The organism is Streptomyces sp. NPDC107538, assembly GCF_055657445.1.
Map to the genome: position 1 here is coordinate 99,392 of NZ_JBVKAY010000006.1, position 21,693 is coordinate 121,084.

Annotated in this window: 21 protein-coding genes; 7 read left to right on the forward strand and 14 right to left on the reverse strand. The window is 71.3% G+C overall.

Going from position 1 to position 21,693, the window contains the following annotated elements:
- Nucleotides 1-168 precede the first annotated feature (168 nt).
- Nucleotides 169-1,002, forward strand: a complete 834-nt coding sequence (locus ACZ7MG_RS22135) for a class II glutamine amidotransferase (protein WP_471391141.1) — start codon at nt 169-171, stop codon at nt 1,000-1,002.
- An 8-nt stretch (nt 1,003-1,010) separates the two neighbouring features.
- Here ACZ7MG_RS22135 and ACZ7MG_RS22140 read toward each other — a convergent pair whose 3' ends face one another.
- The 4 genes from ACZ7MG_RS22140 to ACZ7MG_RS22155 all read right to left on the reverse strand — a co-directional run bounded on the left by ACZ7MG_RS22140 (nt 1,011) and on the right by ACZ7MG_RS22155 (nt 5,843).
- A complete protein-coding gene (locus tag ACZ7MG_RS22140; RefSeq protein ID WP_471391369.1) occupies nt 1,011-2,135 on the reverse strand; it encodes a hypothetical protein in 1,125 nt (374 codons plus the stop codon).
- 47 nt (nt 2,136-2,182) lie between these two features.
- Nucleotides 2,183-3,322 (reverse strand): hypothetical protein, encoded by a 1,140-nt coding sequence (locus ACZ7MG_RS22145; protein ID WP_471391138.1) that lies wholly within the window; start codon nt 3,320-3,322, stop codon nt 2,183-2,185.
- A 131-nt stretch (nt 3,323-3,453) separates the two neighbouring features.
- Complete coding sequence (locus ACZ7MG_RS22150; RefSeq protein ID WP_471391135.1) at nt 3,454-4,155, reverse strand: class I SAM-dependent methyltransferase; 702 nt, start codon at nt 4,153-4,155, stop codon at nt 3,454-3,456.
- 92 nt (nt 4,156-4,247) lie between these two features.
- Nucleotides 4,248-5,843 (reverse strand): glycoside hydrolase family 32 protein, encoded by a 1,596-nt coding sequence (locus ACZ7MG_RS22155; RefSeq protein ID WP_471391132.1) that lies wholly within the window; start codon nt 5,841-5,843, stop codon nt 4,248-4,250.
- Between the two features lie 215 nt (nt 5,844-6,058).
- Here ACZ7MG_RS22155 and ACZ7MG_RS22160 point away from each other — a divergent pair, with 215 nt between their 5' ends.
- From ACZ7MG_RS22160 to ACZ7MG_RS22175, 4 genes are read left to right on the forward strand one after another with little or no spacing between them, the layout of a single operon-like run.
- The gene (locus ACZ7MG_RS22160) at nt 6,059-7,468 is read left to right on the forward strand and encodes an ABC transporter substrate-binding protein (protein ID WP_471391130.1); all 1,410 of its coding nucleotides are present in this window, start codon (nt 6,059-6,061) and stop codon (nt 7,466-7,468) included.
- Nucleotides 7,465-8,439: a carbohydrate ABC transporter permease gene (locus ACZ7MG_RS22165; RefSeq protein WP_471391127.1), complete on the forward strand. Its 975-nt coding sequence runs from the start codon at nt 7,465-7,467 to the stop codon at nt 8,437-8,439. Before ACZ7MG_RS22160 ends, ACZ7MG_RS22165 begins: the two co-directional genes overlap by 4 nt.
- Before the next feature lie 14 nt (nt 8,440-8,453).
- The gene (locus tag ACZ7MG_RS22170; protein ID WP_471391125.1) at nt 8,454-9,317 is read left to right on the forward strand and encodes a carbohydrate ABC transporter permease; all 864 of its coding nucleotides are present in this window, start codon (nt 8,454-8,456) and stop codon (nt 9,315-9,317) included.
- The gene (locus ACZ7MG_RS22175; protein WP_471391122.1) at nt 9,314-10,738 is read left to right on the forward strand and encodes a glycoside hydrolase family 32 protein; all 1,425 of its coding nucleotides are present in this window, start codon (nt 9,314-9,316) and stop codon (nt 10,736-10,738) included. Before ACZ7MG_RS22170 ends, ACZ7MG_RS22175 begins: the two co-directional genes overlap by 4 nt.
- On the opposite strand, the gene ACZ7MG_RS22180 is transcribed toward ACZ7MG_RS22175, so the two are convergent.
- The 6 genes from ACZ7MG_RS22180 to ACZ7MG_RS22205 all read right to left on the reverse strand — a co-directional run bounded on the left by ACZ7MG_RS22180 (nt 10,701) and on the right by ACZ7MG_RS22205 (nt 18,169).
- Entirely contained in the window at nt 10,701-11,765 is a 1,065-nt protein-coding gene (locus tag ACZ7MG_RS22180) for a LacI family DNA-binding transcriptional regulator (RefSeq protein WP_471391119.1), read from the reverse strand. The two genes, ACZ7MG_RS22175 and ACZ7MG_RS22180, sit on opposite strands and share 38 nt — an antisense overlap.
- A gap of 323 nt (nt 11,766-12,088) precedes the next feature.
- Entirely contained in the window at nt 12,089-12,430 is a 342-nt protein-coding gene (locus ACZ7MG_RS22185) for a DoxX family protein (protein WP_471391116.1), read from the reverse strand.
- Complete coding sequence (locus ACZ7MG_RS22190; protein WP_471391114.1) at nt 12,427-14,394, reverse strand: acetoacetate--CoA ligase; 1,968 nt, start codon at nt 14,392-14,394, stop codon at nt 12,427-12,429. Before ACZ7MG_RS22190 ends, ACZ7MG_RS22185 begins: the two co-directional genes overlap by 4 nt.
- Nucleotides 14,391-15,971, reverse strand: coding sequence for a bifunctional 3-(3-hydroxy-phenyl)propionate/3-hydroxycinnamic acid hydroxylase MhpA (gene mhpA / locus ACZ7MG_RS22195; protein WP_471391112.1), 1,581 nt, complete (start codon nt 15,969-15,971; stop codon nt 14,391-14,393). The genes ACZ7MG_RS22190 and mhpA overlap by 4 nt, the downstream gene beginning before the upstream one ends.
- Nucleotides 15,972-15,992: 21 nt before the next feature.
- Entirely contained in the window at nt 15,993-16,931 is a 939-nt protein-coding gene (locus ACZ7MG_RS22200) for a fumarylacetoacetate hydrolase family protein (RefSeq protein WP_471391110.1), read from the reverse strand.
- 92 nt (nt 16,932-17,023) lie between these two features.
- Nucleotides 17,024-18,169, reverse strand: coding sequence for a VOC family protein (locus ACZ7MG_RS22205; RefSeq protein ID WP_471391108.1), 1,146 nt, complete (start codon nt 18,167-18,169; stop codon nt 17,024-17,026).
- A gap of 137 nt (nt 18,170-18,306) precedes the next feature.
- Between ACZ7MG_RS22205 and ACZ7MG_RS22210 the strand changes: the two genes are divergently transcribed.
- Nucleotides 18,307-18,933 (forward strand): TetR/AcrR family transcriptional regulator, encoded by a 627-nt coding sequence (locus ACZ7MG_RS22210; RefSeq protein WP_471391105.1) that lies wholly within the window; start codon nt 18,307-18,309, stop codon nt 18,931-18,933.
- Between the two features lie 11 nt (nt 18,934-18,944).
- Here ACZ7MG_RS22210 and ACZ7MG_RS22215 read toward each other — a convergent pair whose 3' ends face one another.
- Entirely contained in the window at nt 18,945-19,109 is a 165-nt protein-coding gene (locus ACZ7MG_RS22215; RefSeq protein WP_471391102.1) for a hypothetical protein, read from the reverse strand.
- A gap of 148 nt (nt 19,110-19,257) precedes the next feature.
- On the reverse strand, nt 19,258-20,010 hold the full coding sequence (locus tag ACZ7MG_RS22220; protein WP_471391099.1) for a hypothetical protein: 753 nt from the start codon (nt 20,008-20,010) through the stop codon (nt 19,258-19,260).
- 160 nt (nt 20,011-20,170) lie between these two features.
- Here ACZ7MG_RS22220 and ACZ7MG_RS22225 point away from each other — a divergent pair, with 160 nt between their 5' ends.
- Nucleotides 20,171-20,839, forward strand: a complete 669-nt coding sequence (locus ACZ7MG_RS22225; RefSeq protein WP_471391096.1) for a TetR/AcrR family transcriptional regulator — start codon at nt 20,171-20,173, stop codon at nt 20,837-20,839.
- A 6-nt stretch (nt 20,840-20,845) separates the two neighbouring features.
- On the opposite strand, the gene ACZ7MG_RS22230 is transcribed toward ACZ7MG_RS22225, so the two are convergent.
- Nucleotides 20,846-21,028 (reverse strand): hypothetical protein, encoded by a 183-nt coding sequence (locus ACZ7MG_RS22230; protein ID WP_471391093.1) that lies wholly within the window; start codon nt 21,026-21,028, stop codon nt 20,846-20,848.
- A gap of 47 nt (nt 21,029-21,075) precedes the next feature.
- A complete protein-coding gene (locus tag ACZ7MG_RS22235; protein ID WP_471391090.1) occupies nt 21,076-21,351 on the reverse strand; it encodes a hypothetical protein in 276 nt (91 codons plus the stop codon).
- Between the last annotated feature and the right edge of the window lie 342 nt (nt 21,352-21,693).

Here is a 21,693-nt window from a genome sequence, read left to right on the forward strand (position 1 = left end):
CCCGACCTCCCGCGCCCCCGGGCCCCGGACCCCTGGCCCCACCCCCCCAACCCCCTCCCACGCCGCGTCCTGTGGCGATCAACGGGTGGTCGCACCACCATGGGAGGGCCGGTTCACCCAACGGTCCCGCACGGCTTGTCCGGCCGTCGGCCAGGAAGGCGGTAGCCGATGTGCCGGTGGCTCGCCTATTCGGGAACGCCCATCCTGCTCGACACGATCCTCTACCGGCCGGCGCACTCCCTGATCGACCAGAGTCTGCACTCCCGGCTGGGCGTCGAGACCACCAACGGTGACGGGTTCGGCATCGGCTGGTACTCGCCGGATCTGGAGACACCCGCGGTCTTCCGCGACATCGGTCCGGCGTGGAGCAACCGCAATCTGCGGGAGATCGCCGACCACGTCCGCTCCCCGCTGTTCTTCGCCCACATTCGGGCCTCGACCGGTACGGCGGTGCAGCAGACCAACAGCCACCCGTTCCGCCACGGCCGCTGGATGTGGATGCACAACGGGGCGATCGCCGACTTCCACCTGGTCCGGCGGGACCTCTCGCTGGCCGTCGCCCCGGAGTTCTTCGCCTGCGTCGAGGGATCGACGGACTCCGAGCTGATGTTCTACCTGGCGCTCACCCTGGGCCTGGAGGAGGACCCGCCGGGCGCCGTCGCGCGGATGGCGGGCCTGGTGGAGCGGACCGGCCATGAGCACGGGATCGAGTTCCCGCTCCAGATGACGATCGCCGTGACGGACGGACAGGCGCTGTGGGCCTTCCGCTACTCCAGCCAGAAGACGTCCCGCTCGCTGTTCTACAGCACCCGGGTGGAGACCCTGCGCTCGCTCCACCCCGACCTGGCCTTCCTCCGGGAGGTCTCCGACGAGACCCGTCTGATCGTCTCCGAGCCCCTCGGCGATCTGCCCGGCGCCTGGAACGAGGTCCCGGAGAGCAGCTACGGAGTCGTCCGCCCCGGAGCGGACGTCATGCGCTCCTTCACCCCGCAGCCCGCGTGACCGCCTCCTCAGCCGAACCGCAGGACCCGTGGCGCGAACGTGCCCTCGGGCCCGTCGGCGCGGCCGACCGACCACACCGACGCCGTGCCCGGTACGGGCGCCAGCCGCAGCACCGACGAGCCGCCCTCCCCGGCCACCACCGGCTCGTCGTACGCGGTGAACGCCTGTCCGTCCCAGGCGAGGAAGGCGGGCCCGGGGACCAACGGCGGGGTGCTGCCCGGCGGGCCCCACTTCTGGGAGCGGGCCACCGAGACCCAGCCCAGCGTGCCGGACGGGGCGGGCGCCAGTGAGCCGATCGTGCCGAAGGTGGTGGGTACGGTCACCCGGTTCCAGGTCTGTCCGTCGAAGCGGACCAGCAGGGGCGGGATCGGCCGGCCCGGCGGGCCGCCGACGAACCCGGCGGTGCCACCGGCCCACACCTCCGTCGGCGAGACCGCCAGCACACTGCTCACGACCGACCTCGGGAAGCCGTCGACGATCGTCTGCCGCCACTCCTGCCCGTCCCAGTGCGACACGGCCGCGCCCGCGTCGGTGGCGCCCGCGGCCCAGACGTCGTCGGCCGCCAGGACGTGCAGGCCGTACACCGCGCCCGGCGGCACCGGCATGTCCTGCCAGCTGCCCCCGGCCCGGCGCAGCAGTGCCGGCACGCCGTCCCGCGTCCCGAGCAGCCAGGTCTCACCACCGCCGGCGACGGCCTTGGTGACGGCGACACCGCGTGGCGGCGGGCTCTCGGACCAGGCGGCGCCTCCGTGGTGGCGGAGCAGACGGGTGCCGCCCGCGGTGTCGCGGCCGACCGCCCAGACCTCGGCCGGTGAGGTCGCGGCGACGGACAGCAGCTCTCCCTGCCAGCCGATCCCGGGCAGGGACTGGCGCTGCCACGCGGTTCCGTCCCAGCGCAGCACGAGCGGGAAGCCGGGTGCCTCGCGGCCGACCGCGTCGGCCCCCACCGCCCAGGCCCGGTCCGGTCCGAACGCCACGGCCTCGTTCAGCGCGGCCTGCGGGCGTACCTGTGCCGGGACCGGAACGTGCCGCCAGGACGGGGTTTCCGCCGTCGCCGACCCCGACCCCATGCCGGTCAGGAAAGCGCAGGTGAGAGCGGCGGCGAGAGCCGCGCCGAACAGTCTGCGTGCCAACGGTCCGCGTGCCATCGATCTGCGTGGCATCGGTCTGCGCACCATGGTCAGCCTCCCAGCCGCTCGCTCATGAGGTTCGGTTTCGAGCCGTAGATCTCGACGGTCCCGAAGGACAGCAGCGAGGGCCCGATTCGCGCCAGGGCGCGCGGTTTGACGTCGATGGCGTTCGTGCGCTCCGGACCGTAGGAGAAGGTGGTGCGGGCGCCGTCCACGCGGGCGTACTTCGACTGGAACGCGCGGTCGCTGCGCACCGGCAGCCACAGCGCGCCGTCCGGGCCGCGTACGACGGCCGCCGTGTGGGTGTCGCCCAGCGGTGGGTAACTCGTGCGCCAGGTACGGCCGTTGAAGGTCATCAGGTAGGTGCGGGCCACCCCGTCGACGTACTGGCTGCCGCCGATCGTGGCCCGGCCGGACGGTTCGAGGAGGATGGTGTGGATGTTGCTGTCGGACGGCAGTGGTACCCGCGCGTCCCGCCACACCGTGCCGTCCCAGCGCAGGACGGCCGTCCCGGTGTCGGTGGTCGCCCAGGCCCAGGCGTCGTCGGCGGTACGGGCGGTGATGCCCATCAGGTACAGCACGCCGTCCGGGGTGGGCTGTGCGGTCCAGCCGGAACCGTCGTGATGCAGCACCTTCAGCCCGCCCGCGTCCTCGCCGACCACCCACGCTCCGCCCGGTACGGCGGCGAAGTCCTGGTAGGTCCACAGGGCGCCCGGCAGCGGGAGGGTGCTCCAGCCGCCCGCCGTCCGGCGAAGGATCTCCCCCTCCCCCGCGCGGACATGAAGAATCCACATCTCGTCGCCGACGAACTGCACCTTGCGGAGCGTCCCCGGCTCATCGGCGCCGGGGAAGGTGGTGTCCCGGCTCCATGCCGTGCCGTCCCACCGGTACAGCGTCGGCCGCGGACCGTCGGCGGTCTGCTCGAACCCGGTCGCCCACGCCTCGCGCGGCCCGCGGGCGGCGAGGTCGGAGACGGTCACCGGCGGGGCAGCGGCCGGCACGGGCAGCGCCGACCAACTCGGCTTCACCACCGCGGCCGAGGCGACGGACACGGCCGTCGTATCAGCCGCGGCCGACGTCACCGTCCCAGCCGACGTCACCACCCCGGCCGACGTCACCACCCCGGCCGGTGACACGACCGCCGCACACGCGATCAACAGACAGACAACGACCGTACGGAGACCGTTCACGAGACCCCCCAGGACGCGAAGGCCGCACAAGTTACTGGCGTTCACCCGCCCGTGCACAGACCGCATCCGGCCGATCCCGGCTCCCCCTGCACGCCCTCAGCGACAGGGGTACCTGGATCGGCACCAGGGGATCAGACAGCGTCGGGCTGGGCCTTGCGGGCGAGCAGTTGGACCTCCCGGAACTGGCGTCGGTCGGTGGGCTGGGGCTCGCGGACGATACGGGCCACCTCCTCCAGACCGGAGTCGCGCAGCAGCGCGGCGAGGTGCTCGGGCCACCATCGGTAGGCGGGTGCGACCGCGTGGTCGTAGACCTGGGTCGGATGCGACGCGTCCTCGCTCGCCGGGAAGCCGATCAGCAGATGACCGCCGGGGGCCAGCACCCGGTGGAACTCCGCCAGGACGGCGGGGAGTTCGGGCGGCGGAATGTGGATGACGGACCAACGGGAGAGGACGCCGCCCAGTGCGCCGTCGGCGATGTCCAGCGCCTCCATCGCGCCCACGTCGAACCGCAGGCCGGGACAGGCCTCCCGGGCCAGCTCGATCATCGCGGGCGAGGCATCGACGCCGAACACCGACAGCCCCAGCCCGGCCAGATGGACGGTGACATGACCGGGCCCGCACCCCAGATCCGCCACCCGGCCGTCCCCGCTCTCCCGAACGGCCTCGGCGAAGACACCTAAGATCGCCCGGTCCAGGGGCCGGTCCCGCAGGGTGTCGCGAAACATGTCGGCATAGGTGGTGGCAACGGCGTCGTACGCGTCGCGGGTGTGGGTGGTGGCGGTGGTGGTGCTGTGGGTGCTGTGGGTTTTCTGGAGGGCATCGTGTTCGACCATGCGCGCGACAGTAGTAGCCCGGACGACAGGATTCGAACCTGCGCCGGCGCGTGCGCCCGCGCCCGTCCATTGCTTCACCGCCTCACGTCGGGTCAGACCGCGAACTCCCGGATCACCGTGTTCCGGAACACCGCCTGCCCGTCGATCGTGAACAGCGCCAGTCCCGTGTCGGACGGGTCGGGGAAGACCTCGGTGGAGTGCACGTAGCGGCCGTCGTCCACGAACATCTCGACGGACGTGCGGTCGACGAGGATCCGCAGGCGGACCGTGCCGGCGGAGCGGTCGAAGGGCGTCCGGCTCTCCTGCCAGCGGCCGGAGACGTCCGGGCCGATCGTGTAACCGCGGTTGACGAAGGCGTAGTCGCCGTAGACCCCCGCGTCGATGTGCCGCCCGCCGTCCGAAGACCGCCGCAACTGAAGCCCGGCGCCGGTCAGTTGGGCCCAGGTGATGTCGCAGGTCAACTCGTACGCGGTACCCGTGTAGTCGAGCAGTCGCGAGCCGTCGACCGTGATGTCGCCGAGGTTCACCGTGCGCGAGACATGGTCGTCCAGGGCCGCCACCGGCTGGGACGCCAGATAGTACGTACCCGAGGACGCGCGCCGCAGCCGCATCTCACGGACGATCGAGTCGGTGCCGTTGAAGCCGTCGCACTCCATCGTGGGCGTGGTGCCCGCGTAGTCCCAGTGGTTCAGCCAGCCGATCGCGTACCGCCCGGCCGGGTCCAGGGCCCCGTTCGCGTCACGTTTGTCGAAGGTGACCGCCGCGTACCAGTCCCAGCCGTGGTCCAGCCACTGGGGATCGGACGCGTCGGCGGTGAAGGTCGTCCCGTCGAAGGAACCCGTCCAGTACGCGAACGTGCTCGGCAGTCCTGAGCCCTTGCCGTTGGCGCTGACGCCCAGGACCCACTTCCAGGTGCCGTCCTCCGCCCTGATACGGAACAGGTCGGGGCACTCCAGGACGCCGATGCCGCCCTTGATGAAGCCGCCGACGTACGTCCACGCCTTGAGGTCGGCCGAGTGGTAGAACCCGACTTTGTCGTTCTCGGCCAGCAGCATCACCCACCGCCCGCGCTCCTCGTCGCGGATCACCTTGGGGTCGCGGAAGTCCCGTACGCCGGGGTTGGGGAGGACCGGGGCGGTGCCGTGGTTGGTGAAGGTACGGCCGCCGTCCGTCGAGTAGTACAGGTACTGCGCCTGGGTGACGTCGCCGGGTGCCATGGTGGCGAGGACGATCACCGCGCCCGCGCCGAAGCCCGCCGTGTTGCCGGTGTCGATCACCGCCGAGCCGGACCAGACGTCGCCGTTCGGGGTCGTGTTCTTCGGTACGGCGATGCCCCGGTCGGTGAAGGTGACGAGGTCGGTGCTGGTGGCCAGGCGCCAGGCGGTGCCGGCCGTCGTGCCGCCGGTCGAGTAGTCGGAGTTGTAGAGGTAGTAGTAGTGGTACTCGCCGTCGATCCAGACCGGGCGCTGCGGGTCGTTCATCCACTGGTCGGGGACCGTGAAGTGGTACGCGGCGCGGTAGCTGCCGGTGCACGCGGCCGTCGCCTCGCCGACCGCCGCCGACACCGCCGCCTCACCGGCCACCGCCGGCACCGCCGCCACCGCCGGTCGCGCGAGATCCGGCAGCAGCGCGCCGACGGCGCCGAAGGCCGATGCCGTCAGCAGCGAACGCCTCTTCATCCCATGCATCGTGCGGCTCCCTCCCCCGACATCGTCGTCGGGACATGGTTCATGGTCCATGGTTCAAAGTTCATGGTTCATGTGGCCGGAACCGTATACCTAACTCGTTAAAGGTCAACCCCTCGCGCGCCAACTGCTCTTCTCCACACATGCCTTGACAGAGCAGCAGAGAGGTTCCCATCATCGGGGCATCATCCTTCGGCTAACACGAGTTAGGCTCGCCGATGACCGACTCGCTCCTCTCCCGCCGGGGCCTGATGCGCTACGGCGCGTACGGCGCCGGTGCCGCCGCTCTCGCCGGTGTCGCAGCAAGCTGGGACCGCCTCACCGCCGCCGACATCCCCGGCCGCGACGACGGCTCACTCGTCATCGCCACCCTGGGCTCCGCCTTCAACCTCGACGCGCAGCGCGCCCTGCGCGACGGATTCCGCGAGGTGCACCCCGACATCAGGATCCGTATCAACCCCGTACAGGCCTACGACTGGTCGGACTTCTTCTCCAAGATCCTCACCCAGATCGCCGCGGGCACGGCCCCCGACCTGGTGTACGTCGCCACCGAGGGCGTGCAGCTCTTCGCCCAGCGGCTCGGCGTACCGCTGGACGAGTGGGCGAAGCGGGACGCGGCCGAGCTGCGCGCGTACTTCGCCGACGTCCACCCCTCGCTGGTCGAGTCGATGATGTACGAGGGGAGCCTCTACCAGCTGCCGGTCGAGTTCAACGCGGCCGACATGTACCTCAACACCCGGGTCCTGGAGCGCGCGGGCGCCGAACTCCCCGACGACGACTGGACCCACGACGACTTCACGGCGCTGCTGCGGGCGATGAAACGCAGCAACGGCGCCCAGTTCACCCCGTACTTCTGGACCAACCGGCTGTGGGGCGGAGTGGTCCCCTGGCTCTTCGCCAACGGCACCAACCTCCTCGCCGAGTCCAAGGCCCCGGGCGGCGAATGGCTCTGGAACTCCTTCTACCCCGAGGCGGATCGGCGCGGCCGGGGCGGCGGCTACCGGTGGACGACGCCCCTGGCCGACACCGACCGCGTCGCGGAGGTCTACGACTACCTGGCCTCCCTCGTCCAGGAGGACCTGTGCACCCGCCCGGAGGGTGGCGACGGCCGGAACCTCGTCGGCGTCTTCTCCACGGGCCGCGTCGGTGTCACGCCCGCGGGCGGCTTCTGGGCGGGCGGCCTGCATGAAGCCGGTCTGAAACCGACCGACTACGACGTCCGGTACTTCCCGCGTCGGCGTACCCGGCGTCACCAGTTCGGCGCCGCCGGGTACGCGATGCTGCGTACGTCGACGATGCGGGACGAGGCCTGGGAGTTCATCAAGTACACCGCCCGCAAGGACGTGATGACCCAGCTCTTCGCCGCCAACCAGACCACTCCGGCCCGCCGTTCCATGGTGAACGCGGCCCGCTACCGGGTGACCGGCCCGGCTCACTGGCAGGTCTTCTACGACACCCTCGACAAGATCCCCAGCACCGGCCCGATCCCGGCCCCGCCGCAGGTCAACGAGGTCGAGCAGTTGCTGATCAAGCACACCGGAACCGCCCTCGCGAGCCCGGGCGCGGTGCGCCCCGCGCTGCGCCGGCTGCAGGGGGACCTGGAGAAGGCCATGGAGCGTGAGGTATGACGAACACCGATATCAGGGCCGTACGCCCGGAGTCCGTCGGTCCTCGAAGGAGTCGTGCGACCCGTAGGGCATCCGAGCCCGCCGCCCCCACCGCCCGCAGTCGGGGCGCCCGCCTGCTCGCCGTCCTGTTCCTCGCGCCCACCGTCGTCGGCATCGTCGTCTTCACGGTCGTACCGATCGTCGGCTCGGTCGTCCTCAGCCTCTTCCAGTGGGACGTGATCGAGGATCCGCGCTGGGCCGGAGCGGCCAACTACCGTGAGATCCTGACCGATTCGACGGTCCTCGTCTCCTTCCGCAACACGCTCGTCTTCATGGTGCTCGCGGTCGCGCTGCAGCTGCTGATCGCGCTCGTGCTGGCGATCGCGGTGAACGGCCGGATGCCCAAGTGGCTGCGGTCGGTGTTCCGTTCGGCGTTCTTCTTCCCGCTGGTGCTGTCCGCCGCGTCCATCTCGGTGGTGATGAAGTACCTGTTCAACCAGGACTTCGGCCCCGTGAACTGGCTTCTCGGCACCGTCGGTATCCCCTCGGTCCCGTGGCTGACCTCGGAGAACGGGGCGATGGCGGCCGTGGTCCTGGCGTATGTCTGGCAGCAGTTCGGCTTCTCGTTCCTGCTGTTCGTCGGCGGCCTGAACACCATCCCGAAGGAGGTGCACGAGGCGGCTTCGCTGGACGGCGCGAGCGGCATCCGCAAGCACCTCGCGATCACCCTGCCGCTGCTGTCGCCCACGCTGCTGGTGGCGTCCGTGGTCGGCATCATCAACGCCCTCCAGGTCTTCGAGCAGCCGTACGTCCTCACGGCCGGCGGTCCCGGCGACTCGACGCGCACGGTCGTGATGGTCATCTACGAGACGGCTTTCGAGCAGCTCCGCTTCGGCGAGGCGTCCGCCGTGGGTGTCCTGCTCTTCGTCCTGATCATGGCGGTCACCGCACTCCAGTTCCGGCTCAGCCGGCGTTACGTCCACTACCAGTGAGCCGGGTGAGTCCTATGAGTACGACCTCTCTTACGAGCCCAGTCGCGTCACGCGTACGGCACGGGCTGGCGCCCTGGAGCCGGATCGCCGGACTGGCGCTGTGCGCCCTGGTGACGCTCGGCCCGGTCATCTGGACGGTGTCGACGTCCCTGCGCACGCCGGCGGAGTCCTTCGACCTGCCGCCGAGGATCATCCCGGCGGACCCCACCCTCGACGCCTACCGCGGGGTCTTCGACCAGATCGACGTGTGGCTGTACGCGCTGAACTCCACCCTGGTGACCGCGCTGATCGCGGTCGGTCAGATGATCACCGCGGGGCTTGCGGGCTATGCCTTCGCCCGTCTCGAATTCCGCTTCAAGAAGTCGCTGTTCGCGCTGGTCCTGGCCACGATGATGGTGCCCTTGCAGGTCACGATGGTCCCGGTCTTCCTGGAACTGAAGACGCTGGGTCTGACCGACACCCTGCTCGGTCTCATCGTCCCGGCCTTCCCGACGGCCTTCGGCACCTTCCTGATGCGCCAGTACTTCCTGGGCATGCCGAAGGACCTGGGCGAGGCGGCGATGATCGACGGAGCGGGCCCGTGGCGCGTCTTCCGGTCGGTGTACGCCCCGTTGGCGGCCCCCGGCCTCGCCATCGTCGGCGTACTGGCCTTCAACTACCACTGGAACGAGTTCTTCCGGCCGTTGATCCTTGAGACCTCCACCGAGAACCTCACGCTGCCCCTGGGCCTGGTCTCCCTTCAGGGCAACCTCGGCACCGGCTCGATCTCCGTCGTCCTCGCCGGAGTCGTCCTCTCCATGATCCCCGCCGTCGTCGTGTTCGTCGTCGGCCAGCGCCCTCTGCGCGAGGGCATCACATCCGCAGGAGTCAACCGTTGAGTTCGCGTTCCGTCAGCCGGTCGACCGACGCTCACCGCCCGCGTTTCCGGGTCCGGCCGCCGGCCAACTGGATGAACGACCCGAACGGCCCGTTCCGCTGGGGCGGTCGGTACCACCTCTTCTACCAGCACAACCCCGACGCCCCCGTCCACGCGAACGTCCACTGGGGCCATGCCTCCAGCCCCGACCTCGCCCACTGGGACGACCACGGGATCGCCCTGCGCCCGGCGCCCGGCGGCCCGGACGAGGCGGGCTGCTGGTCCGGCTGCGTGGTGGACGACGGTGGTGCACCGACAGCGGTGTACTCCGGGATCGACCACGACCACCAGGGCCTGAGCACGATCTGTCTCGCCGTGGCCGAGGACGACGGCCTTCGGCAGTGGAAGCAGCTCCCGGTGCCGGTGGTCGCCGGCCCGCCGGCCGGCCTGGACGTGACGATGTTCCGGGACCCGTTCGTCTTCCGCTTCGCCGGACGCCGCTGGGCGCTGGTGGGCGCCGGCCACGCCGACGGCACCCCGTCCGTCCTGGTGTACGACTGCGAGGACCTGTACGCGTGGCGGTTCGCCGGGGTCCTGCTGGACGGCCAAGACCCGGCGGCGGCCCGCGCCTTCGGTACGCGGGCGATCGGCTGGGAGTGCCCGCAGCTGTGGGTGACCCCCGGGGGCGACTGGGTACTGGCGGTGGCGCTGTGGGACGGCGACCCGCTGAGCACGGCGTATCTGACGGGGCGTCTGATCAAGGTGGAGGAAGGGCAGTTGAGGTTCACGGAGGGCAAGGGCGGCGGCCCCCTGGACCTCGGCCGTGACTTCTACGCCCCCTCCGTCCTCCAGGACACGGAGTCCGGCCGCGCCCTGCTCTGGGGCTGGTCCTGGGAGTCGCGCCCGCCCGAGGTGGTGGCCCGCGCGGGCTGGTCCGGCGTCCTCACGGCACCCCGTGTGGTGGACACCCACGAGGACGGCACGCTACGGGTCGTACCGGCGCCGGAACTCGAACTCCTGCGGGCGGCAGACCCGTTCACCACCGCACCGGGACCGCATGGTCCGCTCCCCCTCGCCTACGACCTGCTGGTGACCGCCCGTTCGACGGCGACCGTGACTCTGCTGCGGGCCGCGTCCGGGGCGGAGCTGACCGTGCGGCTCGACCCGGCCTCCGGCACGGTGACCCTGGACCGCACGGCCTGGCCACGCGACCGCCCGGACGGCACGGCCCCCCTGATACTGCCGGTCCTGCCGACCCCGCCGGGCGAGACCCTCACCGTAAGGATCCTCGTGGACGGCTCCCTGCTGGAACTGTTCGCGGGCGACCGCGCGGCAGCGACGGAACGGGTGTACCAACGGGACGACGACATCGCGGAGTTGACCGTGTCGGGGACGGATGTCGAGGTCACGGGCTGGGAGCTGGTCCCACCGAACCCCGCATGACGACCTGGCACTCCAGCCGCCGGGTGGTGACGGGCGGCGCGGTCCCGCTGTCGATGGCGTCCAGGAGCAGACGGGCGGCCGTCTCCCCCATCGCGCGGTGGGGCAGGGCGACCGTGGTGAGGGGCGGGCTGAGGAAGGCGGCCATGTGCTCCTGGTCGTCGTAGCCGACGACGGACAGATCGGCGGGCACGTCGAGGCCCAGGCGCGCGGCGGCGTGGAGGACGCCGGCGGCGACCCGGTCGTTGTAGCAGACGATCCCGGTGGGCCGCCGATCGGCGGGAACACCGTCCAGCAGCCGCAACGCCCCCTCGTACCCGGCGGAGATCTCCCCGCCCGTCCGCAGGAGCCACTCCTTCTCGGCGGTCAGTCCCACCGCCCGCAGCGCGTCACGGAAGCCGCGCAGCCGCTCGGCGGTCGCGATGTCGTCCAGGCCACCCACCAGGGCGACACGGCGGTGGCCCGCGTCGAGGAGGGCGCGCGCGGCGCTGCGGCCGCCGGCCCGCTCGGCGGGGATGACGGCGGGGAGGGAGCCGTCCTCGGGGAGGCAGTTGGCGAGCACGGCGAACGTGCGGTGCAGCCCGTCCGGGACGCGGGCGCGGCGCAGCGACAGCGCGGCGTAGATGATCCCGTCGACCCTCCGGTCGAGCAGTTCGGCGACGGCCGCGTCCTCGGTGACCGGGTCCTGCCCGGAGTCGACGGTGAGCACCAGATGCTCACTGCTCCACGCCGTGTCCATGGCCCCGCGCAGCAGCCGCCCGGCGAACGGCGAGGTGGCGATCTCGTCCGTCACCAGACCGATCACGGCGGTACGGCGTCGGCGCAGGCCGCGGGCGACCGCGTTCGGCCGGTAGCCGAGCTGTGCGGCCGCCTTGCGGATCTTGGCCTGTGTCTCGGCGGAGAGGTTGCCGTCGGCGCGGCCGTTGAAGACGAAGGACACGGCCGTGTGCGACACCCCGGCGAGCCGGGCGACATCCCGCGAGGTCGCCCGCTCGGCCCCGCCGCCCCGCGTCTTCTCCACCCCGCCCATGCCCCGTCCCCGCAGAGTCTCCCTGATCGGACAGAGCCTACCCGCGGGAGATGTCGGGGCGCCGGACGCGGCCTGCCCAAGCCCGCGGCACAGCGGAGCGAAACCCTCCACTGTTCCGGTGCGGCTGACATCGCCGGGAGCAGGGACACCACGTCCGGGGCCTGACGAGCACAGCCGTCTCGCAGGCCCCGGACGTCGACGCGGGCCACCCCGGCCCGGGGGGAGGGGGAGGCCGGTGTGCGACGGCGACCCGCGGGGAGCCAGGCAAAGGGCAGCCGCCACCCTCACGGGGTTGCCCACGCCCGGCTCGTTCAGGAGGCGCGTCAGCCTGCCGCTGCCATGGCCACGTAGGTCACGGCGACGAGAGCCAGTGCGACGGCCGGGGCGGCCCGGGGCGGCGGGTCGCCGTGGCGCAGGTGGGCCACGGCGGCCGCGGTCATCAGCACCGCCAGCCCGCCCGCGGCGGCCACCCCGAGCGGCAGCCGGACCAGTCCCCCCAGCAGTCCGGCGACCCCGGCCACCTCCAGCGCGCCGACGACGCGGTAGAGGCGGACCGACATTCCCAGGTGGGCCGCCGCCTGCCGCATGAACGGCACCGCGGCGATCTTCGCCAGGCCCAACGGCAGGAAGACCAGGGACAGCGCCACGGTGAGCACGACGGTCATGCGGTGGCCCTTCCCGCACGGCGCTCGGCGCCCAGGCGGGCGTAGTGGTCGATGAGTTCGGGGTTGTCCACGGTGGCGGGGTTGACGACCTGCTCGACCGGGGCACCCTGGAGCAGGCGCTTGACCGGCACCTCCAGTTTCTTGCCGGTGCGGGTGTGCGGGATGCCCGGGACTTCGAGGATCTCGTCGGGGACGTGACGGGGCGAGGCTCCGGTGCGGATCGCGTCCTTGATCCGCGCGCGGAGGGTGTCGTCCAGGACCACTCCGGTGGCCGGGACCACGAACAGCGGCATCCAGTAGCCGCCGTCCGCCTCCTCCGCGCCGATGACCAGGGCCTCGGCGATCTCCGGGAGGCGTTCGACGACGTCGTGGATGTCGGCGCTGCCGAGGCGTACGCCGTTGCGGTTCAGCGTGCTGTCCGAGCGGCCGTGGACGATCACCGAGCCATGGCCGGTGAGGGTGATCCAGTCACCGTGCCGCCACACGCCCGGGTACGCCGTGAAGTAGGCGTCGCGGTAGCGGGTGCCGTCGGGGTCGTTCCAGAAGTACAGCGGCATCGACGGCATGGGCCGGGTGACGACCAGCTCGCCGACCTGGTCCACCACCGGCTCGCCCGCGTCGTCGTACGCGGCCAGCGCCACGCCCAAATGGGGTGCGGACAACTCACCCGCCCACACGGGGGTGTTGGGCGCGCTGCCCGCGAAGCCGGACACGACGTCCGTACCGCCGCTGATGGACGCCGGCAGCGCCTGCCTCCCCACGTGGTCGCGGACCCAGGGGTAGGCGGAGGCGGGCAGGGTCGAGCCGGTGCAGCCGACGACGCGGATCGCCGACAGGTCGTGCCCGGAGGGGTCGATGCCGAACTTGGCCATGCCCAGCAGGTATTGGGGGCTGGTGCCGAAGACGGTGACGCGGTGCCGGGCGGCCAGTTCCCACAGGACGTCGAGTGTGGCGAAGGGCGCCGGGCTGCCGTCGTAGGTACAGGTCGTGGCGCCGGTCAGGAGGGTGGAGACGACCAGGTTCCACATCATCCAGTGAGTGGTGGTGTACCAGAGGAGGCGGTCTCCCGGGCCCAGGTCGGAGTGCAGGCCGAGGGTCTTCAGGTGCTCCAGCAGGACCCCGCCGTGGCCGTGGACGATGCCCTTGGGCAGACCGGTGGTGCCGGAGGAGAACACGATCCACAGCGGATGGTCGAACGGCACCGGCACACAGGCGAGTTCCTCGGTCCGGGTCGAGGCGTCCTCCCAGGGGACGACCAGCGACGGATACGGCCGCGACGGCCACGGCAGACCCATGTGGTCCACCAGCAGGGTCGCCTTCAACGTCGGCAGCGCGCCGGCCAGTTCGAGGGCGGCGTCGCGGCGGTCGTGGGTGGTGCCGTTGAAGAGATAGCCGTCGGCCGCGATCAGAACGGTGGGTTCGAGCTGGCCGAAACGGTCGGCGGCGGCCTTGGGGGCGTAGTCCTGCCCGCATACCGACCAGACGGCGCCCAGGCTCGCGGCGGCGAGGAAGGAGACGATCGCGTGCGGGGTGTTGGGCAGGTAGCCGACGACCCGGTCGCCCCGGCCGACACCGAGGTCGCGCAGGGTGGCGGCCACGGAGGCCACCTGGGCGCGCAGCCGCTGCCCCGTCACCTCGTACCCGGAGCCGGTCTCGTCCAGGGCGAGGATCGCCACGTCGTCGTCCCCGACCTTGCGCAGGGCGTGGTGGGCGTAGTTGAGGGTGGCCCCCGCGAACCAGCGGGCGCCCGGCATGGTCTCCTCGGCCAGGACCCGTTCGTAGGGGGTGTCGGCGTCGATGTCGAAGTACTCCCACACCGCGCCCCAGAACCCCTCCAGGTCGGTGACCGACCACCGGTGCAGGGCGGCGTAGTCGTCCGGGGCGATGCCCTGCCGCCGGGCGAACTCGGCGATGCGACTGCCGGCCGCCGTCTCCGGATCGGGGGTGAAGAAGGGCGTGCTCATCGCGTCGTACTCCTCAACAGGCTTGTCGGAGCGGTTCGTTCGGAAGGAACCGGGCTTCGTGTGGTGTGCAGCAGGGGCGCCCAGTCGGCGGTCGAGGTGAAGTCACGGCCGCCGGACGGGACGACGTCCATCACGACACGGTCGGGCCGCAGCAGGACCGCGTCCGCGCGTCCGGCGCGCAGCCAGGCGGCGAGTGTGCCGTCGTCGCCGAGTTCGGTCACGGGGACCGTCCGTATGCCGAGTCCCTGGGCCAGCGCGGTGAGCGAGGGCCCGGGTTCGGCGGCGGTCAGGACGGTGAAGGAGTCGCCGAGCACCTCGTCGAGACGGGTGCGCCCGCCGTCGGCGTCCACCCACGGCTGTGGACAGTGCCTGCCCGGCAGGCTCCGGCGGACCCCGCGCCGCACCAGCGGTCCGGCGGTCAGGGGCGGGCTGAGGTCGCGGCCGGCCAGCTCGGCCAGGCCGGGGACACGGCAGGCCGCGGCCAGCGCCCGGCGGCGGAACGCGGCGCCACCGTCCTGGCCGCCGGTCATGGCCCAGCCCATGGCGACCGCGAGTCGGACCATATGCCGGGCGTGCGGCCTGCGTTCGCTCTCGTAGGTGTCCAACAGCCCTTCGGGCGCTCCCTGTCGGAGCACTCGGGCGAGCTTCCAGCTGAGGTTGTAGGCGTCCCGCAGGCCTGCGCACAGACCCTGCCCGATGAACGGCGGGGTGAGGTGGGCGGCGTCCCCGAGCAGGAAGACCCGTCCGTCGCGCCAGCGGTCGGCGACGCGGGCCCGGAAGGTGTACTGCGTCTCGCGGACGACCTCGAAGTCCCCGTCGTACGAGGGCGGCAGCCATGGGGCGATCAGCTCGCGCACGGTCTCCTGGCCTTCGCCGAGCCGGAATTCCCAGCGGTAGCGGGTGTCGTTCACCCGCATGAAGGTGGCCGGCCGTCCCGGGTCACAGACCTGGTCGACGCCTTCCCAGCAACGGACGGGGCCCGTCGTCTCAACGTCGATGACGGTCCAGCGTTCCTCGAAGCGCAGGTCCTCCCACACGCCGCCGATCGCCTCGCGGGTGAGGCTGTTGGCGCCGTCGCAGCCGAGGACGGCGTCGGCCCACAGTTCGTGCTCGCCGGTGTCGTCGCGGTAGGTCACCCGGACGGGGCCCGCGCTGTCCGGGCCGACGCCGGTGACCTCCACGCCGCCGCGCAGCTCGCACTCCGGGCGCCGGGCCAGGGCGTCGCGCAGGAGGCGCTCCAGCTCGGGCTGGTCGAACATGCTGGACTGCGGATAGCCGTGATGGCCTTGCCGGGAGCGCCGGAACTCGGCCATCACCCGGTGCCGGGCGTCCAGCAGCCGCAGCCCGTCGGCCGGACGAGTGAGGGCGGTGAACTCCTCACCGACGCCCGCCGCCTGGAGGATCCTGCGGATCTCGTCGTCGGTGGCGACGGCGCGAGGCAGCGGGTAGAGGTCCTGATGGCGTTCCAGGACGACAGCACGGACCCCGCGCCGGGCCAGGAGGAGTGCGGCGGTCACTCCCACCGGCCCGCCCCCGACGATCACGACGGGCACCCGTGCGGCTTCATCGACGGTCATGTGCGGCTCTCCTCTCGGGTGTCAGTTCGCGTGCTTGACGGGCGTGCGCTGCTCGCCGAGGTCGAGTCGGCCGTCGGGGGTCGCGATCGTCGCCGTGATCACGTCACCCGTGTGCAGGTAGAGCGGGTTCTTGGCCTGGCTCTTGAAGAACGCCTTCCACTTCATCGCCGGCGGCAGCAGCGCGCCGATCTTCTCGACGGCCTTCGGCGGCGCCTTCAGGGCCGTGCCACCGGGGGTGCCGGTGAGCAGCAGGTCACCGGGGTCGAGGTGCTGGAACCGGGCCAGCAGAGTGAGCGCCTGCGCCGGGCGGACGATCATGTCGGCGAGGGTCCGGTCCTGCCGCAGCTCGCCGTTGACGCTCAACTTCAGCCTCAGGTCCAGGAGATGGGCGAAGTCGTCCGGTTCCAGCAGCGTGAGGTGGGGGCCGGTGGGGGTGAAGGTCGGGTACGACTTGCTCTCGTAGAACTGGGTCTTGGTCAGCTGCACCTCACGGGCGCTGATGTCGTTGGTGATCACCAGGCCGGCGACGTACGAGGGCAGGTCCCGCTCCTCGACGACGGTGCCGAGGGGCAGGGGCGCGCCCATGACGAGGCCGAGTTCTATCTCGTAGTCGAGGAACTTCACGTGCGCGGGGCGGACGACGGCGTCGCCGGGTCCGCTGACCGAGCCGGACGCCTTACGGAAGAAGGCGGGCGGAATGTCGCCGGTGAAGCCCGAGTCGCGGGCGTGGCTGCGGTAGTTGACCATCTGGGCGACGACCCGGCAGGGCGTGGTGACCGGGGAGAGCGCGACCAGGTCGGCGACCGGCGTGCCCGGCTCGGCGGAGGCGGCGGCCTCCTGGACGGCGGCGCGGTCAGCCAGCAGCTCGGCGGTGGTGACGGCCTTGGTCTCGACAGGGACGGCTCGGTCGTCGCGGACGACCCACCAGCCGTCGGCGGTACGCAGGACATTGGTGCTCATGTCAGTGCCTTCGTGAGGGGATTCGGGTGCGGGGGTTCAGGTGCGGGGGTTCAGGTGGGGGGGTTCAGGTGGGGGGGTTCAGGTGGGGGGATTCAGGAATTGGCGGCCTTGAGCAGGCCGAACAGACGGGCGGGGTCCATCTCGTTGTCGCCGCGCAACGCCTCGATGACGTCGCGGACCCGCTGCGGGGAGGGGCTCGCGCCGAGGAAGTCGCGGGTGGCGGGCGGGCCCCACTGCGCGAGGCCGGTGGTGGACATGGGCGCCCAGCCGGGTTCGAGGTCGCGGGAGAACAGGTCGCCGTCGGCGAAGTGCTCCAGCATGAAGTGGTCGGGGTCGCGCCAGTAGTCGAAGAGCTGGCTGCCCTGGATGTGCCGGCCGATGCCCCAGCTGCGCCGGTAGCCGCGCTCGGACAGGTACTCGCCGCCGGCGGCGATCGAGTCCAGGTCGGTGACCTGGTAGGCCGAGTGGACATAGCCGGTGCCCGGGCCCAGGTGCATGGCCAGAGTGTGATGGTCGGCCGCGACACTGCCGAGGTCGCAGCGGATGAACGCCATCGTCGGACCGCGTCCGCGCTGCCCGTCCAGGAACAGGAAGTCGGACACGATCATGCCGAGGGTGTCCAGGTACCAGTCCAGGGCCCGGCCGAACACCCGTGTCTCCAGCACCACATGGCCCAGGCGCTGGATGCGGGACGGCTCGCGCGGGGGGCGCTGGGTGACGTTGGTACGGCGGTGGTCGGTGCCGAAGTTGAGGAGCAGCGGCCGCTGTTCCGGCAGCGCGGGAAGTTGTTCGGCGCAGTGCACGACCCGCACCGGGAAGCCCGAGGGGTCGAGCAGGTCGACCACGTTGCCGCCGCCGGGAACGTCGGCGTCCCGTACGGACGATCCGGTGGCGCGGGCCAGCCGGTCGAGGTCGGCCCGCTCGGCCGCCTTGAAGGCCGGACCGATGAAGCGGGACGTACGACCTCGCCGGATCACCATGCAGGGCGAGCCGGCGAAGGTGCCGCGCAGCCACAGCTCCCGCTCGGTGCGGGCGGCGATCCCGAAACCGAAGTCGCGGGCGAAGACCTCCGCCCGGTCCAGGTCGGGCTTCTCGAACTCCAGCCAGGCCAGGTCCGCCACCTTGATCACCGGGTTCCGGGAGCGGCCGGGGTGTTCGCCGCGCAGGGCGCCCCGCTCGCTGTGGAGGTCCTGGTGGGCCGTGATGACATCGGCCCCGTCGACGTGGGTTTCAGACATGGGTGCCCTCCGAGCAACATTGCCGTAATGAGGAAATCATCAACTGTGACAGTTTCCTCGTCAAGGTGTTCACGGGTGGGAACTGATGAATTCATCAGGACTGTGGTCGCCATCGTGCCCGCGGTTAGACTCTGCGCATGTCTACGTCAGCCAACCGCTTCGAGCGACGCCGTGCAGAGACCCGTGGGGCCCTCGTCCGCGCGGCCCGGCAGATACTCGCCGAGACCGGTGACACGAGCGCCAGCATCCAGGCGATCGCCGAGCGCGCGGACGTGGGCTTCGGCTCGTTCTACAACCACTTCGAGTCCAAGTCGGAGCTGTTCGAGACGGCGGTGGTGGACGCTCTGGAGGAGTTCGGCCAGAACTTCGACGAGCGCCTGACCGGGATCGACGACCCGGCCGAGCTGGTCGCGGCCGGCTTCCGGCTCAGCGCCCGTATGGCCGATTCCCACCCGGAGCTGATGCAGGTCCTGCGCCGCCGTGGCCTCGGGCACATCCACGCGGACAACGGCCTGGCCCGCCGGGCGCTGCGCGATCTCCAGGCCGGCATCGCCTCCGGCCGTTTCACCGCCCTCGACCCGGTGGTCGCCCTGTCCGCGCTGGGCGGCACCCTGCTGTCCCTCGTCGAGCTGCGTTTCGCCCGCCCCGAGGTGGACGGGGACGAGGCCGCGGGGAACCTCGCCGAGATGGTCCTGCGGATGCTGGGCGTCCCGCCGGACGAGGCCCACGAGGTCGCCCGGCGCCCCCTCCCCGACCTCGGCTGACCATCCTCCCCCTACGCACTCGACGACGGGTCCGGCCGGAAGGCGGCCGAGCGGCCTGTGAAGCGGGCGCCGATCCCGTCCTCGGCGGTGGTCACCGACCGCAGGTGCAGCCCCCGGGAAGCGGTGGACCGGGCCTGGTCCACCGCGCTGTCCAGGGCGTCGTCCGGACTGCCCATGCGGATCGTGAGCCGCCTGCTGCGGCCGGCTCCCCGGCGGCTCCTGCTTCCGGCTCCCGGGCGGCAGAACCCGGGACTCAAGCGGGTGCGCGCCTGATCTCCTCGTCTGCGCGGGCGCCGCCGCGAGGCGTTCCGGGCAAGGCCGGGATCAAACGACACGGACGACCGGCACGCTTCGTTCCACCGTGTAGGCGTGCACGGCTGTCAGCACCGTCCGCTGATCGGCCACGATTCCGGCGACCTGCTCGGACTTGAGCAGCTCGTCCATGGCGGCCCGGCTGTCGGCTCCGACGACGACGCTCGCGTGGTAGCGGCGGTGGGCCGGGTTGTCGTGGCTGACGCCGAACGTGGGGTGCGCGTAGCGCGACCAGGGCAGGAAGGTGTACGTCCGCAGATCCCGAGCGCCGGCCTCCCGGAGCGCGGGACCGAGACGGTCGTGGACATATCGCCGGAAGGTCCGACCGCTCGCTCCCCTGCGTCGGCGCAGCAGCAGCACCGTGCGATGGCCTAGGGCGTCGTCGTGGCCGTCGGTCCACCAGCGACCTCCGCCCGGGCCGGTGACCTGCCCGAGGACCCGTTCGAAGACGTTCTGCTCGTCCAGATAGACCTCTCGCATGCGCATCGGCATGCCCAGCGCGGCGACCGTGCTCCCGAACCGGACCTCGGCCACGCCGTCGCAGCGCCAGCCCGGGGGGACCGTCGTGCCCACGGTGGGCGACGACGGCCAGTAACCGTGATCGGTGGGCGAGAAGTGCCGTTGCACGTACTCGGCGATGTTGGGCAGCCGCCCGGCGATCCGCGCGTGCGGCCCGGCCCAGTACCCGAGGGCTGCTTCCTTCGACAGGTCTGCGCGCAGCCAGACCGGAGACATGAAGGAGGTGGTCTTCACAGGTCGGCTCATGTCTTCTCCTGTACGGACTGACGAGCGGTCTTCGGCGCCACATCCTGAATAAATCATCACTTCCGATAGTGATGTCAGTCAAGGGGGCTGACGAAATATTCAGAAAGGAGTTGATGATATCTTCAACTCTGAATCTGCGTGCGTCGCGAGGGAGGATGCGATGGCCGACCGGACCACGTCCCGGCGAGTCGACCGGCGGCGGGCGCGGACGCGGCACGCGCTGCTCTGCGCGGCGCAGCGCCTGCTGGCCGAGGGGCGCACCGACGTCGCGATCCTGGAGATCACCGAGCTCGCCGATGTCGGCGTCGGCACGTTCTACAACCACTTCGCCACCAAGGAGGACCTCTTCCGCGCCGCGGTCGAGGAGGCGTTGGAGTGGTTCGGGGGCCTCATGGACCGGCTCACCGCCGACGTCGACGACCCGGCGGTCGCGTACGCCCAGAGCTTCCGCATGACCGGCCGACTGCATCGCCGCTATCCGCAGCTCAGCCGAGTCCTCCTCCAGCACGGCCTCGACGTCGTACACACCGACAGCGGCCTGGCTCCCCGCGCGCGCCGGGACATCCGGACCGCGGCGGAAGCCGGACGGTTCGAGGTGGAGGATCTGGATCTCGCCCTGGCGATGACGGTCAGCGCCCAACTGGCCCTGGGTACGCTGCTGCACGCCCAGCCCGACCGTGACGACGCGCAGTCCTCGGACGTGATCGTGCGCGGACTGCTGCGCCACTTCGGCATGACCGCCGACGAGGCCGCACGGATCTGCACGCTCGAACTGCCCGACCTCGATCTGCCCGACCTCGATCTGGTCGACAGCGCCGTCGTCACCTGAGCGTCCTCAGCCGGTCCGTGAGCCGCAGCGCCGGCCGACCTCGGACAGCCTGATCCCCAGCTCATTGAGCGCCGTGGCAAGCCCGTCCTGGGCCTCGACGTCGACGTCGACGTCGGTCCCGGTCTCCGTCTCCGTTTCCGTATCAGCTGATCGGCGTCGGATCCGTACGGCTCCCTCCGCCGGAGCCACCGCTTCCTCCCGCCTGCCCACCCGGGCCAGGCAGGACCCCAGAGCGGTCAGTGCCCCGGCCAGACCCGCGTCATGAGCGCCGGGTCCGCCGCCGCGAGCGACCGCCAGATCTCCAAGGCCTCCCGCGCACGGACGAGCGCCTCGGCATGCCGTCCGGCGAAGCCGAGCCGCACGCTGAGCCGGTCGAGTTCCCCTGCCCGGGTCACCGGATCGGCCGTACGGGGCAGCCGATGGGCGGCGAGTCGCTCGGCCAGAGCGGCGATTCCCCGTGCCAAGTCCACGTGACGGCCGTCGGGAAACCGCTCCTCGACTGCCTCCAGCACATCCATACCGAGGTCTGCCGCCGCCAGCGCGGTGAGTACCGCGCTGCCCGTGTCCAGGGCCTAGCTGGTCCCCAAAAATGCTCAAGGGGCCGTTCTGGATCACTCCAAAACGGCCCTGAACTGCGACTCTGTCGAGTCGGGACGACAGGATTTGAACCTGCGACCCCCTGACCCCCAGTGAACGACATACCGTCCATAGGGGTCTGTGAGATCCAGAGAGAGCGGAAAAGACCAGGTCAGGTCCCACATAGCCTGGCTCAGCACAACGAGTCTGTGAGACGAGCGTGAGACGACGAAGCCCGGCCGGTGATCACCACCGAGCCGGGGCTTCTGCCGTTGCGG

What these genes read in the sequence shown, in the direction of transcription:
- ACZ7MG_RS22135 (WP_471391141.1), top strand. Translation starts at nt 169, where the DNA reads ATGTGCCGGTGGCTCGCCTATTCGGGAACGCCCATCCTGCTCGACACG.
- ACZ7MG_RS22150 (WP_471391135.1), bottom strand. Translation starts at nt 4,155, where the DNA reads ATGGTCGAACACGATGCCCTCCAGAAAACCCACAGCACCCACAGCACC.
- ACZ7MG_RS22155 (WP_471391132.1), bottom strand. Translation starts at nt 5,843, where the DNA reads ATGCATGGGATGAAGAGGCGTTCGCTGCTGACGGCATCGGCCTTCGGC.
- ACZ7MG_RS22160 (WP_471391130.1), top strand. Translation starts at nt 6,059, where the DNA reads ATGACCGACTCGCTCCTCTCCCGCCGGGGCCTGATGCGCTACGGCGCG.
- ACZ7MG_RS22165 (WP_471391127.1), top strand. Translation starts at nt 7,465, where the DNA reads ATGACGAACACCGATATCAGGGCCGTACGCCCGGAGTCCGTCGGTCCT.
- ACZ7MG_RS22170 (WP_471391125.1), top strand. Translation starts at nt 8,454, where the DNA reads ATGAGTACGACCTCTCTTACGAGCCCAGTCGCGTCACGCGTACGGCAC.
- ACZ7MG_RS22180 (WP_471391119.1), bottom strand. Translation starts at nt 11,765, where the DNA reads ATGGGCGGGGTGGAGAAGACGCGGGGCGGCGGGGCCGAGCGGGCGACC.
- ACZ7MG_RS22185 (WP_471391116.1), bottom strand. Translation starts at nt 12,430, where the DNA reads ATGACCGTCGTGCTCACCGTGGCGCTGTCCCTGGTCTTCCTGCCGTTG.
- ACZ7MG_RS22190 (WP_471391114.1), bottom strand. Translation starts at nt 14,394, where the DNA reads ATGAGCACGCCCTTCTTCACCCCCGATCCGGAGACGGCGGCCGGCAGT.
- mhpA (WP_471391112.1), bottom strand. Translation starts at nt 15,971, where the DNA reads ATGACCGTCGATGAAGCCGCACGGGTGCCCGTCGTGATCGTCGGGGGC.
- ACZ7MG_RS22200 (WP_471391110.1), bottom strand. Translation starts at nt 16,931, where the DNA reads ATGAGCACCAATGTCCTGCGTACCGCCGACGGCTGGTGGGTCGTCCGC.
- ACZ7MG_RS22205 (WP_471391108.1), bottom strand. Translation starts at nt 18,169, where the DNA reads ATGTCTGAAACCCACGTCGACGGGGCCGATGTCATCACGGCCCACCAG.
- ACZ7MG_RS22210 (WP_471391105.1), top strand. Translation starts at nt 18,307, where the DNA reads ATGTCTACGTCAGCCAACCGCTTCGAGCGACGCCGTGCAGAGACCCGT.
- ACZ7MG_RS22215 (WP_471391102.1), bottom strand. Translation starts at nt 19,109, where the DNA reads ATGGGCAGTCCGGACGACGCCCTGGACAGCGCGGTGGACCAGGCCCGG.
- ACZ7MG_RS22220 (WP_471391099.1), bottom strand. Translation starts at nt 20,010, where the DNA reads ATGAGCCGACCTGTGAAGACCACCTCCTTCATGTCTCCGGTCTGGCTG.
- ACZ7MG_RS22225 (WP_471391096.1), top strand. Translation starts at nt 20,171, where the DNA reads ATGGCCGACCGGACCACGTCCCGGCGAGTCGACCGGCGGCGGGCGCGG.